Raw genomic sequence first — 13,187 nt, 5'->3', positions numbered from 1 at the left:
GGTGCGGTGCGGGCGCCGGTAGCACCAGAACAGCAATCACACCAGGTTGAGCGTAACCGGGATCGCGGAGGACATGGCGAAAAAAGACGGGGCCATCGAGGTCGAGGGTCGGGTTGTCGAGCCGTTGCCGAATGCGATGTTCCGGATCGAGCTCGAGAACGGGCACAAGGTTCTCGCGCACATCAGCGGGAAGATGCGGCAGCACTACATCCGCATCCTGCCCGAGGATCGGGTGGTCGTCGAGCTTTCGCCCTACGACCTGTCCCGCGGCCGGATCGTTTACCGCTACAAGTGACGGGCTCGCCCCGCGAGCACGAAGGAAAGCTTCCCCAGCCGTCGGGCTGGGGAAAAGTTGTGTCCACACCCCGTGGGCCACAGTAAGAGATTGGACGGACGTGAAGGTTCAGCCGAGCGTCAAGAAGATCTGCGAGAAGTGCAAGGTGATCCGCCGGCACGGGCGGGTCATGGTGATCTGCGAGAACCTGCGGCACAAGCAGCGTCAGGGCTGACACCACCGAGCACCGATCGCTGATCGGGCTTGACCGAAGAAACTCCCAGCGCCAGCCACACGCTTGGGAACGGGTGGGTCGTGAGATCCACCCGGGCGTGTGCGCTCACCACCGGAACGGAGGCCGGTGCCCCAGACGAGGGGATGGACAGGGAGCAGACCTCCGCAACATTAAGGAACCTGCCAGATGGCACGTCTCATGGGCGTCGATCTCCCGCGCGAAAAGCGCATGGAGATCGCGCTGACCTACATTTTCGGCATCGGCCGTACCCGTTCCCACGAGATCCTCGCCGCCACCGGGGTCAGCCCCGACCTGCGGTCGAAGGATCTCAGCGACGACGACCTGACCCGGCTCCGCGATTACATCGAGGCGTCCGACCTCAAGGTCGAGGGCGACCTGCGCCGCGAGGTGCAGGCCGACATCCGCCGCAAGATCGAGATCGGCTGCTACCAGGGCATCCGGCATCGTCGCGGCCTGCCCGTGCGGGGCCAGCGCACCAAGACCAACGCGCGCACTCGCAAGGGTCCGAAGAAGACCGTCGCCGGTAAGAAGAAGTAAGGGAACCGATGCCTCCGAAGAGCCGGGCCTCGGGCCCGAAGAAGACCCAGAAGTCGCGTCGCAGGGAAAAGAAGAACGTCCCGCACGGCCACGCGCACATCAAGAGCACGTTCAACAACACGATCGTGTCGATCACCGACCCGGCAGGCAACGTCATCTCCTGGGCGTCGTCGGGCCACGTCGGGTTCAAGGGCTCGCGCAAGTCGACCCCGTTCGCCGCCCAGCTGGCCGCCGAGAACGCTGCCCGCAAGGCGCAGGAGAACGGCGTCAAGAAGGTCGACGTGTTCGTCAAGGGCCCGGGCTCGGGCCGCGAGACCGCGATCCGTTCGCTGCAGGCCGCGGGCCTGGAAGTGGGCACGATCTCCGATGTCACCCCGCAGCCGCACAACGGCTGCCGTCCGCCCAAGCGGCGTCGCGTCTAAGCGGGAAAGGAAGTAGAACGACATGGCCCGTTATACCGGACCCATCACCCGCAAGTCGCGTCGTCTGCGCGTCGACCTGGTCGGCGGCGACCAGGCCTTCGAGCGTCGCCCCTACCCGCCCGGCCAGCACGGCCGGGCGCGGATCAAGGAGAGCGAGTACCTGCTCCAGCTGCAGGAGAAGCAGAAGGCGCGCTTCTCCTACGGCGTCATGGAGAAGCAGTTCCGCCGCTACTACGAGGAGGCCAACCGGCAGAAGGGCAAGACGGGTGACAACCTGCTCCGCCTGCTGGAGACCCGCCTCGACAACGTCGTCTACCGCGCCGGCCTGGCCCGGACCCGGCGGCAGGCCCGTCAGCTCGTGAGCCACGGCCACTTCCTGGTCAACGGCGTCAAGGTCGACGTGCCGAGCTACCGCGTCAGCCAGTACGACATCGTCGACGTCAAGGAGAAGTCGCTGCCGACGCTGCCCTTCCAGGTGGCGCGCGAGACCGTCGGCGACCGGCCCGTCCCGGGCTGGCTGCAGGTGCTGCCGGGCCGGCTGCGGATCCTGATCCACCAGGAGCCGGAGCGCGCCCAGATCGATGTGCCGCTGCAGGAACAGCTGATCGTCGAGTACTACTCGAAGTAATCAGCGCTGCTGGTGCGTGGCCGCCGTCCGCGGCGGCCGCGCGCAACACCCCCACCACGAGGCGTCAAATAGCGGGCGCCCACACAGGAGGATGATCCCATGCTGATTTCCCAGCGTCCGACGCTGACCGAAGAGGTCGTCGCGGAGAACCGCTCGAAGTTCACCATCGAACCGCTCGAGCCGGGCTTCGGCTACACCCTCGGCAATTCGCTGCGCCGCACCCTGCTGTCCTCGATCCCGGGGGCCGCGGTCACGAGCATCCGCATCGACGGCGTGCTCCACGAGTTCACCACCGTGCCGGGGGTGAAGGAGGATGTCACCGACATCATCCTGAACCTCAAGGGCCTGGTCGTGTCCTCGGAGGAGGACGAGCCGGTGACGATGTACGTGCGCAAGCAGGGCCCGGGCACCGTCACCGCCGGTGACATCGTGCCCCCGGCCGGCGTCGTCGTACACAACCCGGACATGCACATCGCCACCCTGAACGACAAGGGCAAGCTCGAGATCGAGCTGGTCGTCGAGCGGGGCCGCGGCTACGTGCCCGCCGTGCAGAACAAGGCGTCCGGTGCGGAGATCGGCCGGATCCCGGTCGATTCGATCTACTCGCCGGTGCTCAAGGTGACCTACAAGGTCGAGGCCACCCGCGTCGAGCAGCGCACCGACTTCGACCGGCTGGTGCTCGACGTGGAGACCAAGAACTCCATCACCGCGCGGGACGCGCTCGCCTCGGCGGGCAAGACCCTGGTCGAGCTCTTCGGCCTGGCCCGCGAGCTGAACGTGGAGGCCGAGGGCATCGAGATCGGCCCTTCGCCGGCCGAGGCGGATCACATCGCCTCGTTCGGGCTGCCGATCGAGGATCTGGACCTCACCGTCCGCTCCTACAACTGCCTCAAGCGTGAGGGTGTGCACACGGTGGGCGAGCTCGTCGCCCGCACCGAGTCGGATCTGCTCGACATCCGCAACTTCGGCCAGAAGTCCATCGACGAGGTCAAGGTCAAGCTGCACGCGCTCGGCCTCTCGCTGAAGGACAGCCCGGCCTCGTTCGACCCGTCCTCCGTGGTCGGGTACGACGCGAACACCGGGACCTGGAGCGACAGCGGCACGTTCAGCGACACCGACGGCGGCGAGCAGGACTACGCCGAGACCGAACAGCTCTAGGTCCGCCGGGGGAGGCATCCCCCGGCCGCGGCCTCTCATAAGGAGACAGTGAAATGCCCAAGCCCAAGAAGGGTGCTCGCTTCGGCGGGTCGGCGTCGCACCAGAAGGCGATCTTCGCCAATCTGGCCACGGCGCTCTTCGAGCACGGTCGGATCACGACCACCGAGTCCAAGGCCAAGGCGCTGCGCCCGCACGCCGAGAAGCTGATCACCAAGGCGAAGGGCGGCACCCTCGCCGACCGGCGCGAGGTGCTCAAGGTGATCCGGAACAAGACCGTCGTGCACGAGCTGTTCGCCACGATCGGCCCGTCGTTCGAGGGTCGGGATGGCGGCTACACCCGCATCATCAAGACGCTGCCGCGCAAGGGCGACAATGCCCCGATGGCCGTGATCGAGCTGGTCCGGGAGCAGACCGTGTCCAACGAGGCCGATCGCGCCCGGCGCGTGGCGGCCTCGAAGAAGGCCGAGCCGGTCGCCGAGGCGCCCGCCGCCGAGGAGACCGAGGCCGAGGTCGCCGAGGAGACCGAGGCCGAGGCTGCTGCCGAGGACAAGAAGGAATCCTGAGCTGATTCCGGATTCCGGCGACGAGCCCGTTACCCGCGAGGGTGGCGGGCTCGTTCGCGTGCGGCTCGACATCTCCTATGACGGGACGGATTTCACCGGGTGGGCGCGGCAGCCGGGGTTGCGGACCGTGCAGGGGGTGCTGGAGGAGTCGCTGAGCAAGGTCTTTCGGGAGACCGTTCAGTTGACCGTCGCCGGGCGTACCGACGCCGGGGTGCATGCCGAGGGGCAGGTGGCGCACTTCGACACGTCGGGGGAGTTCGACGGGGGGAAGCTGGTGCACCGGCTGGCGCGGTTCCTGCCGAAGGATGTGCGGGTCACCGGTGCCCGGCTCGCGCCCGCGGAGTTCGACGCCCGGTTCTCCGCAGTGCGGCGGCACTACGTGTACCGGCTGACCACCGCGCCGTACGGTGCCGATCCGCTCGCCGCGCGCGGGGTGGTGCCCACCAAGGGCGCCGTCGATCTGGAGGCCATGCGCGCTGCCTCGCAGAAGTTGCTCGGGTTGCACGATTTCGCGGCCTTCTGCCGGCGGCGCGAGGGGGCGACCACGGTGCGCGAGTTGCAGCGCTACGACTGGGAGCAGTCCGGATACGCGCTCACCGCGTACGTCAGCGCCGACGCCTTCTGCTGGTCCATGGTGCGCAGCCTGGTGGGTGCGGTGCTCGCGGTGGGGGAGGGGCGGCGCACGCCCGAGTGGGTCGGGAGCCTGCTCGACCAGCGCGAACGCTCCAGCTCGGTCACCGTCGCCCCCGCGCACGGGTTGAGTCTGGTCGCCGTCGACTACCCCGCCGATTCCGACCTGGCCGCGCGGAATGCCCAGACCCGCGAGATGCGCACCGTGCCCCCCGCCTCCTGCTGCGGCGGCTGATCCGCACGCGGCGTATCTCGCATCGCCTCCGGCGGCTCGACTGATTTCTGCGCCGAGTTCGCGGTCCGACCCCGCCGGGCCGAGCTGCAAATGGCGTCCGTCCGGCTCAGGAGCGGACGAGGCGGGCGATGGCCTCCGTGGCCTCCTTGATCTTCGCCTCCGCCTCGGGCCCACCGGCGACGGCGGCGTCGACCACGCAGTGGCTGATGTGGTCCTCCAGCAGGCCGACCGCGACCGCCTGCAGTGCCTTCGTCATGGCCGAGACCTGGGTGAGGATGTCGATGCAGTACTTCTCCTCCTCGACCATGCGCTGCAACCCGCGCGCCTGCCCCTCGATGCGGCGCAGCCGCTTGAGGTAGTCGTCCTTCGCGGTGATGTAGCCGTGCCCGGCGTGGTCGTGCTCGTGGCTGGGGTCGGTCACCGGCCCTCCTCATCTGTTTCGATACCCCCCAAGGGTACAGCAGTCAGGGCCGCTCGGTGGCCCGGTTCGCCACCGCGAGACCGGCCACCACCAGCACCGATCCCACCAGCTGCAGCGGCGTCACCGCCTCGCCGAGCAGCAGCCAGGAGAGCCCGACCGCGAAGAGCACCTCGCTCAGCAGCACCAGCGACATGAGCGTGGAGCCGAGCCGGGCGGCGCCGGCGACCCCGCACAGGTAGGCGAGCACCGTGCTCACCAGCACCAGCAGGGTGAGCGCGAGCGGCACCGGCAGCTCGCGGTGGTCCATGAGCGCGGTGCCGCCCCCGACGCCCAGCGGCAGTGCGCCGATCCCGGCCAGCAGCCAGGTGGTCAGCGCCGCCACGGAGAGCCCGGAGCCGAGCAGCGCGACCGGGCTCAGCCGGGCCGAGCTGCGCTCGGAGAGCAGGAAGAAGACCGCGTTGCCGATCATGGAGAGCCCGGCCCAGGCCAGCCCGGCCGGGTCCGGGCTCGCCGCCTCGAACACCTGGACCACCAGCGCCGCACCGGCCAGCGTCACCGCCGCGCCGAGCAGCGTTCCGGTGCTCGGCCGCCTGCGCCCGACCACCCAGTGCCAGGCGATCACCACCACCGGCGCCAGGAACTGGATCATGAGCGTCACCGCCACCTGCAGCGTCGCCAGCGAGAGAAAGAACGACGCCTGCACCCCGGCCACCCCGACGACGCCGAACGGCACGACGGTGCACAGCTCCGCGCGGCCCGCCCACAGCCCCCGCGGATCGGCGAAGACCGCGAGCAGCAGCATGACCGCCGCCGCCCCGGTGAGCCGCACCGCGAGCACCGCCCCCGCCGACCAGCCCGCCCCGAGCACCGCCTTCACCAGCGGCCCGGACGCCGCGAAGGCCAGCCCGGAGGCCACCGTCAACCACACGCCGAGCGCCGCCCGCGACATCACACCGCCCATCCTGCCGCGCCCCGCGCTCGCCGGATCGGTAGGGATGTGATGTGCCGATCCGCCCCTCGGTTGCCCGCGCATGCTCGGGCCCCGGCCGGGAAGTCCGCCCTCAGCGACAACACCCCGGCTGCCCATCGCGGGCGCGGCCCCCGGAGAATCGAGCCATGACTTCGGACCGCAGGCCGGCCCTCGCCGTTATCGGTGGCAGTGGGTTCTACGACTTCTTCGACGGCGCCGCCGAGGAGCACGAGGTGCAGACGCCGTACGGCGCCCCGAGCGCGCCGATCGCGGTCGGCGAGGTGGCGGGCAGGCCGGTCGCCTTCCTGCCGCGGCACGGGAAGAAGCACGAGTTCGCGCCGCACACCCTGCCGTACCGGGCCAATCTGTGGGCGCTGCGCGCGCTCGGCGTGCGCCGGATCTTCGCCCCGTGCGCGGTGGGCAGCCTGCGCGCCGACTGGGGGCCGGGCACCGTCGCGGTGCCGGACCAGCTGGTGGATCGCACCTCGGGCCGCGAGCAGACCTACTTCGACGGCGGCGGCGTGCACGTCTCCTTCGCCGACCCGTACTGCGACGAGCTGCGCGCGGCCGTGGCGAAGTCCGAGTTCGAGGCGCTGCCGCTGAAATCCGGCGGCACCATGGTGGTGGTGCAGGGCACCCGCTTCTCCACCCGCGCCGAGAGCCGCTGGTTCGCCGCGCAGGGCTGGGACCTGGTCAACATGACCGGCTACCCGGAATCGGTGCTCGCCCGCGAACTGGAGATGTGCTACGCCGCCGTGGCGCTGGTGACCGACCTGGACGCCGGGCTGGAGGAGGGCGACGGCGTGCACGCGATCGACGTCTTCGCCGAATTCGAGCGCAACCTGGTGCCGTTCAAGGAGCTGGTCCGGCGCGCGGTGGCGGTCACCGACGGCACCGAGACCTGCCCGCGCTGCCGGGTGCACGACGGCGTCCGGCTCCCCTTCGAGCTGCCGTGACCGGCGCGCCGCCGCTGCGGCTGGAGGTGATCGTCGGCAGCGTGCGCGCGGGCCGCTTCGCGCCGACCGTGGCGGAGTGGTTCCTGCGGACGGCCGGGGCCGATCCCCGCTTCGACACCGGCGCGATCGACCTCGCGGAGTTCCCGCTGCCGCTCGACCTCGCCGAGAACGACGCGGTGCGCGCCTTCCGGCGCAGGCTGGCCGCGGCCGACGCCTTTGTGTTCGTCACCTCCGAGTACAACCACGGCTACCCGGCCGCTCTGAAGACCGCCATCGACTCGGCCAAGCACGAGTGGCGTGGCAAGCCGGTCGGCTTCGTCTCCTACGGCGGCGTCTCGGGCGGGTTGCGCGCGGTCGAGCAGCTGCGGCAGGTGGTGGCGGAGCTGCACATGGTGTCGGTGCGGGAGTCGGTGAGCCTCCACCGGGCCAAGCGGCAGTTCGACGCCGCGGGCGAGACCGCCGACGGCGCGGCCATCGACGGCGCGGCCCGCATGCTGGCGCAACTGGCCTGGTGGGGTGTTGCCCTGCGCGCCGCGCGGGATGCCGGCCCGTACCCGGGCTGAGCGCTACTGGTTTGCCAGGGCGCGGCGGCCGCGCGGCTGCCCGATGTAGGTCGACTCGCGCGGGATGGAGACCAGCGTCAGGTGCGCCTGCGCGGTGCCGGTCCGCAGGATGACGTGGTTGCCGATGGCGCCGGGCTGGTGCAGCGAGAGGTCCGGCCTGGTGGCGGGCCAGGCCGACGGGTCGCCGGTGACGTAGATGGTGGTGACGCCGGCGTGCGGCGGCGGCGCGAGCACGCCGTCCACCACCGCGGCGGTGAAATCGGCGTCCGACTGGTGCGTCTCGACCGCGATGCCGAGCCGCTCCGGGTTGCCGATCGTGGTCACCAGGTTCTCCCAGGCGTGCGGGCGATCGGTGCGGATCAGGATGCGCTCGCCGACCGCCAGCGCCCGGAACACCAGCTGCTGCGCCAGGTACAGCTCCCCGGCCAGGTAGACGGTGGAGATGCCGCTGCCGATGAGCCGCATGGCGACGCCGTTGCCCTCCTCGTCCGAGCCGATCAGCTGCCCGCAGCCGGCGGAAGGCAGGTGCAGCGCGCCGAGCACCTCGATCGGGTACTCGGCCATCGGCACCGTCTCGTCCACCCCGGGCACGGCCAGCGGCAGGTGCGCGAGCAGCGCGTCCCGGTGCCTGCCGTTCATCGAGACCATGCCGGAGAGCTTGGGCTTCTCCGGCAGCTCGCGGGCCGAGAGCCGCCAGGCCGCGCCGATGCTCACCGACTCGGCATTGCTGCCGGGCCGCAGCCGGACCGCGACCGTGGTCCCGCGCGACGGCGCCACCCAGAGCTGGGCGAGCAGGTCGGAGCCGAGCCGCCGCGGGTCGACCGCGGTGCCGATGTTCACCGCATTGCCGATCTCGGCGTAGCGCCAGCGGTGGGTCAGCTCGCGCGGGTCGTAGCCGCCGGTCACCTGGACCACGGCGGCGCGGATCTCGGAGGCGGTGAGGATGCGGGCCGCGCAGTCGGCGTCCTCCAGCGCGCGCACGATGCGCTGGGTCGCGATGGTGACGGCGCGCGCCGCGCCGCCGTTGCCGCCGCCGCGCCGCTCGGCGGCGCCGGGACAGCGCACCGCGTCGAAGGCGATGGCCAGCCAGACCGCCCGGTGCGCGGTCGCGGGCAGCGGGCCGAGCAGCGATTCGTAGATGGCGCCCGCCGGGGTGCCGGAGCGGCTGCGGTGCCCGTGGCTGATGATGTCGATCCCGCTGAGCAGGATGTCGTGCTGGTTCAGGCACTGCGCCAGCTCGGGCAGCGGCAGCAGGTGCGAGGCGTGCACGGTGGTGCGGGCGATCCGGGTCAGCCCGCCGAGCGGGGGCAGCACCTCGACCACCGTCACCACCCGGCTGCCGTCCCAGTACAGCCCGTGCGAGCGGCCGTCCGGGCCGCGGAAATCCACGGTGTCGCCGAGCTCGTAGCCGCGCCGGGTGACGTACCCCCACGCGGTCGAGATCCAGTCCAGCACGGTGTGTTTGGCGACGGGGAGGAGCGGGAGCACGGCGGCGGCGATGACGATGCCGAGCGCGGGCAGCCCCCCGAGTCCGATGGTCAGCGCGATCAGCCCGGCCCCCAGCCCGATGATCTGCGCGACCAGCAGATTCTGCAGTGATATCCGTCCGAGCAACGGGCGTGGGCCCGCGCCGACAGGTTCGGCCATCGTCGTCCCCCATGCAACACCGGTGTCGGCCTGTTTCCGCTGGCCGAACTGAAAAGCAGTCTCCGCGAACTGTACTGTGTTGCGCGGGTAGGAGCACCGTTCGGGGGAGGAACCATGCCATCGAAGCCAACCACCCGCTGGCAGGTGAGCGGGTACCGCTTCCTGGTCCGGCGGATGGAGCACGCGCTGGTCCGGCGCGATGTCCGCATGCTGCACGATCCGATGAAATCGCAGTCCCGCGCGTACGCCGTCGGGCTGGTGCTCGCACTGGTGGTGCTGGCCGGTTGCGGGGTGCTCGCGCTGCTGCGGCCGCAGGACAAGATCGGCAGCAACACCATCCTGATCGGCAAGGAGTCCGGCGGGGTCTACGTGGTCATCGGCGACACCGTGCACCCGGCGCTGAACCTGGCCTCGGCGCGGCTGGCCGCGGGGGAGGCGGCCAAGCCGGCCATCGTCAAGGAGTCCGAGCTCGGCAAGAAGCCGCGCGGGCAGCTCATCGGGATTCCCGGCGCGCCCGCGGCGCTGCTCTACGACAAGAAGGGCGCCGGGCGCGCCTGGACCGTCTGCGATCAGCTCCGGATGGACGGCGGGAGCGATCTGAGCACGTCGGTGCTGGTCGGCGAGCCGGATACCGGGGCGAAGGCGGATGCGCTGCCCGGTGAGCGGGCGCTGCTGGTGCAGGGGCGGGACTCGGCGTACCTGATCTACGACGGGAAGCGGGCGCGGGTCGACATGACCTCGCGGGCGGTTACCGACGCGCTCGGGATCACCGGGGCGACGCCGCGGCCGGTCAGCGACGGGCTGCTGAATGCCGTGCCCGAGGTGCTGCCGCTGGTGGTGCCCCAGATCGATCGTGTCGGCGAGGCTCCCGGTTATCCGGTGGACGGCCATCGGATCGGCGATGTGGTGCAGCTGTCCACGACCGAGGCGCACTACGTGGTGCTGGGCGACGGGTTGCAGGGGATCTCGCCGCTCACGGCAGACATCATCCGGAACTCGATTCCGGGTTCCGGCGCCGCCGCGACGATCCCGCAGAGCATGCGCAGCGATGCGAAGGTGTCCACCGCGCTCCGGGTCGACGACTACCCGCAGAGCGCCCCGGCCCTGGTCCAGCCGAAGGACCGCCCGGTCAGCTGCCTCACCTGGCGCCCCATCGCCGCCGCCGCGGGCAATGAGGACGGCGCGCGCCGCGCCGAACTCGAGGTGCTCACCGGCGTCGACCTCCCGCTGCCCGACGACGCCCGCACCGTCCCGCTGGCCCAGGCCGACGGCTCCGGCCCGAATGCCGACGCCGTCTACCTGAAGCCGAGCACCGGCGCCTACGTGCAGAGCACCGGCATCGAGCCGGACAGCAGCCGCCGGGACAGCCTGTTCTACGTCGGCGACACCGGGGTCAGGTACGGCATCAAGAACGCGGAGGCGGCCAAGGCGCTCGGCTTCGAGAACGTCCCCGCCGAGCCCGCCCCCTGGCCCATCGTCGGGCTGCTCGCCGCGGGCCCGAGCCTCGGCCGCGAGGAGGCGATGGTCGCCCACGACGGCGTCGCCCCCGACCCGTCGCCCGCCGCCAAACCGGTGGCGACCGAGCGCTGACGTTCGCCGGGCAGCTGGGTGCCGGGTTGACCCCGTGTCCGCCCGGCGGCGGGTCCGTCCGGCTCCGAGCCAGGCGTCAGCCGGTCGGGCGGGGATCCGCCGTGGCGGGCTGGCTGTTCGCCTCAGGAGCACCGCGCAGCTCGGCGACCTCGGCGCGCAGCGCCCTGACCTCGTCGAGCAGCGTGCCGAGCTGCCGCTCGGCCTCATCCGTACTCGCCTCGACCGCCTTGAGCTGGTCGAAGACCCAGCTCGTCGTGGTGCCGATGGCGAAGCCGATCAACCCGATGCCGAAGGTCATGAGGAGCAGCGCGACGAGCCTGCCCTCGGGCGTCACCGGGTAGTAGTCGCCGTAGCCGACCGTCGTCACCGTGACCGATGCCCACCACAGCGCGTCCCCGTAGTTCTGGATCTTGGCCTCCGGCGCGCCGTACTCGGCGTCGAAGAAGGCCAGGCTGCACAGCAGGATCACCAGCACCGAGCTGGTCCCGACGTAGATGGAGAGCCGGAAGCGGGTCAGCCGCGTCCGGTTCAGCGTGCCGAGCATGAGCAGCGCCGCGCGCACCAGCCGCAGCGGGCGGAACGGCGGCACCAGCACGATCAGCAGCTCCAGCGGGTGCGTGCGCAGGAAGCGCCAGCGGTCGCGGGAGAGCGCGATGCGGACGAGGAAGTCGCCGGCGAAGGCGGCCCAGATCACCAGGTCGACCCGGGCCAGCCAGGTGTCCAGGTGCGGCGAGGCGCCGGTGTCGAGCACGTACCAGGCGTAGACGCCGAGGAAGAGCACGGCGAGCAGCAGCATCGGCACATTGGTCGCGCGCTCCCATGCCTCCCGGCGGCTCGGTACCGCGGTCACGCTCGTCATGGCTGCACCCGGTTCGATCGGACGTGGTCACCGTAGGTTTCGCGGCGCCGAGCGCCGACGCTACACCGTACGGACCGGTCGCACCCGGTGGTTCAGGTCGCGTCCTCGTGCACGCCGAAGCGGCGGCGGAGCGGGAAGGAGGCAAGGTAGCCGAGCACCCCCGCGCCGACGATCACGGCGGTGCCGATCAGCGCGACATTGCGCGCGGTGTCGTCCGGCTCCGCCGCGGGCGCGGGCACCGCGAGCTGGATGCTCACCGCCGCGCTCGGCACCTTGGCCGGGAGCGCGGAGGGCACCTCGTTGGTGAGCGCCGCGACCGGGTCGACGGCGCCGTACCCGACGTACGGATTCCACCCCTCGGCCGGGGCGTGCGCGGTGGCCTGGATCCGCCGGATGACCTCGGCGCTGCTCAGCTCGGGGAAGCGGGCGCGCACCAGCGCGGCCACCCCGGAGACGTACGGCGCGGCGAAGCTGGTGCCGCTGTACGCGGTGTACTGCCCCTGGTTGGTGTACTTGCCGTTGGAGGTGCCGCCGGCGCGGGCGTCCAGCGAGACCACGTTCTCGCCGGGCGCCGCCACCCCGACCCACGGGCCGGGCACGGTGAACGCCGACGGCGCGCCGGTGGCGTCGATCGAGCCGACCGAGAGCACGTACTGGTCGAACCAGGCGGGCGCGACGAAGGAGGTGACCCGGGTCCACGGGTCGGCGCCGGGGTTGAGCGGGTCCAGCCCGGGGTTGCTCGACTTGCAGGCGTCGGTATTGCCCGCCGAGGTGACGATCACGACGTCGCGCTCCAGCGCGGCGTAGCGCACGGCGGCGCCGAGCGCGGCGAACTCGCGGCTCTCCGGCTTCTCGGTGGGGCAGGCCACCAGCGAGATATTGATGACGGTGGCGCCCGCGTCGGCGGCCCTGCGCACCGCCGAGGCCAGGGCGGAGACCTTGCCGTAGCCGTCCGGCATGTCGTCCGGGCCCTTGTTCCGGCCCGCGCCCTCCTCCTGGTAGAGCGCGCTGGTCTGCCTGATGCTGAGCAGCTGGGCCTCCGGCGCCACCCCCGAGAAGCCCTGGCCCGGCAGCCTGCTGGCGCCGATGATGCCGGCGACGACGGTGCCGTGCGCGTCGCAGTCCTCGCTGCCGTTGCCGCCCGCGGCGACGAAATCGCCGAGCGGGGTCAGGTTGGGCAGCCGCGGGTGTGCGGAGACGCCGGTGTCGATCACCGCGACCACCTGGCCCGCGCCGCGCGAGAACTGCCAGGCCCGGTCCAGGTCGAGCGCGCGCTGGGTGGGCGGCACCGTCGGGCCGTCCCCGCCCTGCTGGGTGCTGTAGCAGGCGGCGTTCGCCGGGCGCTCGGTCTTGCCCGGCGGTGCGGCCGGGTCTCCGGCGGGCAGTGCCCCCGGGTCCACGATCGGCGGCCGGTTGTCGGCCAGCGCCGGTCCGGCGGAGAGCCCGGCGGCGACCCCGAGAACCGCCACCAACGCCGC

16 protein-coding genes are annotated in these 13,187 nt (G+C 71.5%); 11 read left to right on the top strand and 5 right to left on the bottom strand.

The features are described from left to right. Positions 1-73: 73 nt before the first annotated feature. From infA to truA, 8 genes are all read left to right on the top strand, one after another. Complete coding sequence (infA, locus tag AB0H71_RS12210) at positions 74-295, top strand: translation initiation factor IF-1 (RefSeq protein WP_003418601.1); 222 nt, start codon at positions 74-76, stop codon at positions 293-295. Between the two features lie 100 nt (positions 296-395). After that, positions 396-509 (top strand): 50S ribosomal protein L36, encoded by a 114-nt coding sequence (rpmJ, locus tag AB0H71_RS12205; protein ID WP_040686659.1) that lies wholly within the window; start codon positions 396-398, stop codon positions 507-509. 186 nt (positions 510-695) lie between these two features. Continuing rightward, the gene (gene rpsM, locus AB0H71_RS12200; protein WP_067646720.1) at positions 696-1,067 is read left to right on the top strand and encodes a 30S ribosomal protein S13; all 372 of its coding nucleotides are present in this window, start codon (positions 696-698) and stop codon (positions 1,065-1,067) included. An 8-nt stretch (positions 1,068-1,075) separates the two neighbouring features. Next, on the top strand, positions 1,076-1,489 hold the full coding sequence (gene rpsK / locus AB0H71_RS12195) for a 30S ribosomal protein S11 (RefSeq protein ID WP_040731638.1): 414 nt from the start codon (positions 1,076-1,078) through the stop codon (positions 1,487-1,489). A 22-nt stretch (positions 1,490-1,511) separates the two neighbouring features. Beyond that, the gene (gene rpsD, locus AB0H71_RS12190; protein ID WP_357018665.1) at positions 1,512-2,117 is read left to right on the top strand and encodes a 30S ribosomal protein S4; all 606 of its coding nucleotides are present in this window, start codon (positions 1,512-1,514) and stop codon (positions 2,115-2,117) included. A 99-nt stretch (positions 2,118-2,216) separates the two neighbouring features. After that, on the top strand, positions 2,217-3,275 hold the full coding sequence (locus tag AB0H71_RS12185; RefSeq protein ID WP_357018662.1) for a DNA-directed RNA polymerase subunit alpha: 1,059 nt from the start codon (positions 2,217-2,219) through the stop codon (positions 3,273-3,275). A gap of 53 nt (positions 3,276-3,328) precedes the next feature. Beyond that, complete coding sequence (gene rplQ / locus AB0H71_RS12180) at positions 3,329-3,838, top strand: 50S ribosomal protein L17 (RefSeq protein WP_357018659.1); 510 nt, start codon at positions 3,329-3,331, stop codon at positions 3,836-3,838. A gap of 4 nt (positions 3,839-3,842) precedes the next feature. Beyond that, a complete protein-coding gene (gene truA / locus AB0H71_RS12175) occupies positions 3,843-4,703 on the top strand; it encodes a tRNA pseudouridine(38-40) synthase TruA (RefSeq protein WP_357020338.1) in 861 nt (286 codons plus the stop codon). Positions 4,704-4,809: 106 nt separating this feature from the next. On the opposite strand, the gene AB0H71_RS12170 is transcribed toward truA, so the two are convergent. Continuing rightward, positions 4,810-5,124: a metal-sensitive transcriptional regulator gene (locus AB0H71_RS12170; RefSeq protein ID WP_067646709.1), complete on the bottom strand. Its 315-nt coding sequence runs from the start codon at positions 5,122-5,124 to the stop codon at positions 4,810-4,812. Between the two features lie 43 nt (positions 5,125-5,167). Continuing rightward, a complete protein-coding gene (locus AB0H71_RS12165; RefSeq protein WP_357020335.1) occupies positions 5,168-6,073 on the bottom strand; it encodes a DMT family transporter in 906 nt (301 codons plus the stop codon). Between the two features lie 167 nt (positions 6,074-6,240). Between AB0H71_RS12165 and AB0H71_RS12160 the strand changes: the two genes are divergently transcribed. Next, a complete protein-coding gene (locus tag AB0H71_RS12160; RefSeq protein WP_357018656.1) occupies positions 6,241-7,050 on the top strand; it encodes an S-methyl-5'-thioadenosine phosphorylase in 810 nt (269 codons plus the stop codon). After that, on the top strand, positions 7,047-7,613 hold the full coding sequence (locus tag AB0H71_RS12155; protein WP_357018653.1) for an NAD(P)H-dependent oxidoreductase: 567 nt from the start codon (positions 7,047-7,049) through the stop codon (positions 7,611-7,613). Before AB0H71_RS12160 ends, AB0H71_RS12155 begins: the two co-directional genes overlap by 4 nt. A gap of 3 nt (positions 7,614-7,616) precedes the next feature. Here the strand turns inward: AB0H71_RS12155 and eccE are convergent, their stop codons facing one another. Next, positions 7,617-9,260, bottom strand: a complete 1,644-nt coding sequence (gene eccE / locus AB0H71_RS12150) for a type VII secretion protein EccE (protein WP_357018651.1) — start codon at positions 9,258-9,260, stop codon at positions 7,617-7,619. Between the two features lie 114 nt (positions 9,261-9,374). On the opposite strand from eccE, the gene eccB reads away from it, so the two are divergent. Beyond that, positions 9,375-10,850, top strand: coding sequence for a type VII secretion protein EccB (gene eccB / locus AB0H71_RS12145; protein ID WP_357018649.1), 1,476 nt, complete (start codon positions 9,375-9,377; stop codon positions 10,848-10,850). A gap of 76 nt (positions 10,851-10,926) precedes the next feature. Here eccB and AB0H71_RS12140 read toward each other — a convergent pair whose 3' ends face one another. Next, a complete protein-coding gene (locus AB0H71_RS12140) occupies positions 10,927-11,709 on the bottom strand; it encodes an ion channel (protein WP_357018646.1) in 783 nt (260 codons plus the stop codon). Between the two features lie 92 nt (positions 11,710-11,801). After that, a complete protein-coding gene (gene mycP, locus AB0H71_RS12135; protein WP_357020333.1) occupies positions 11,802-13,178 on the bottom strand; it encodes a type VII secretion-associated serine protease mycosin in 1,377 nt (458 codons plus the stop codon). Positions 13,179-13,187: the final 9 nt, after the last annotated feature.

It is taken from the genome of Nocardia sp. NPDC050697, assembly GCF_040654395.1.
In the GTDB taxonomy this organism is placed as follows: Bacteria; Actinomycetota; Actinomycetes; order Mycobacteriales; family Mycobacteriaceae; genus Nocardia.
Note: the sequence above shows the minus strand (reverse complement) of the source record. Positions and strands in the feature narration are given on the sequence as shown.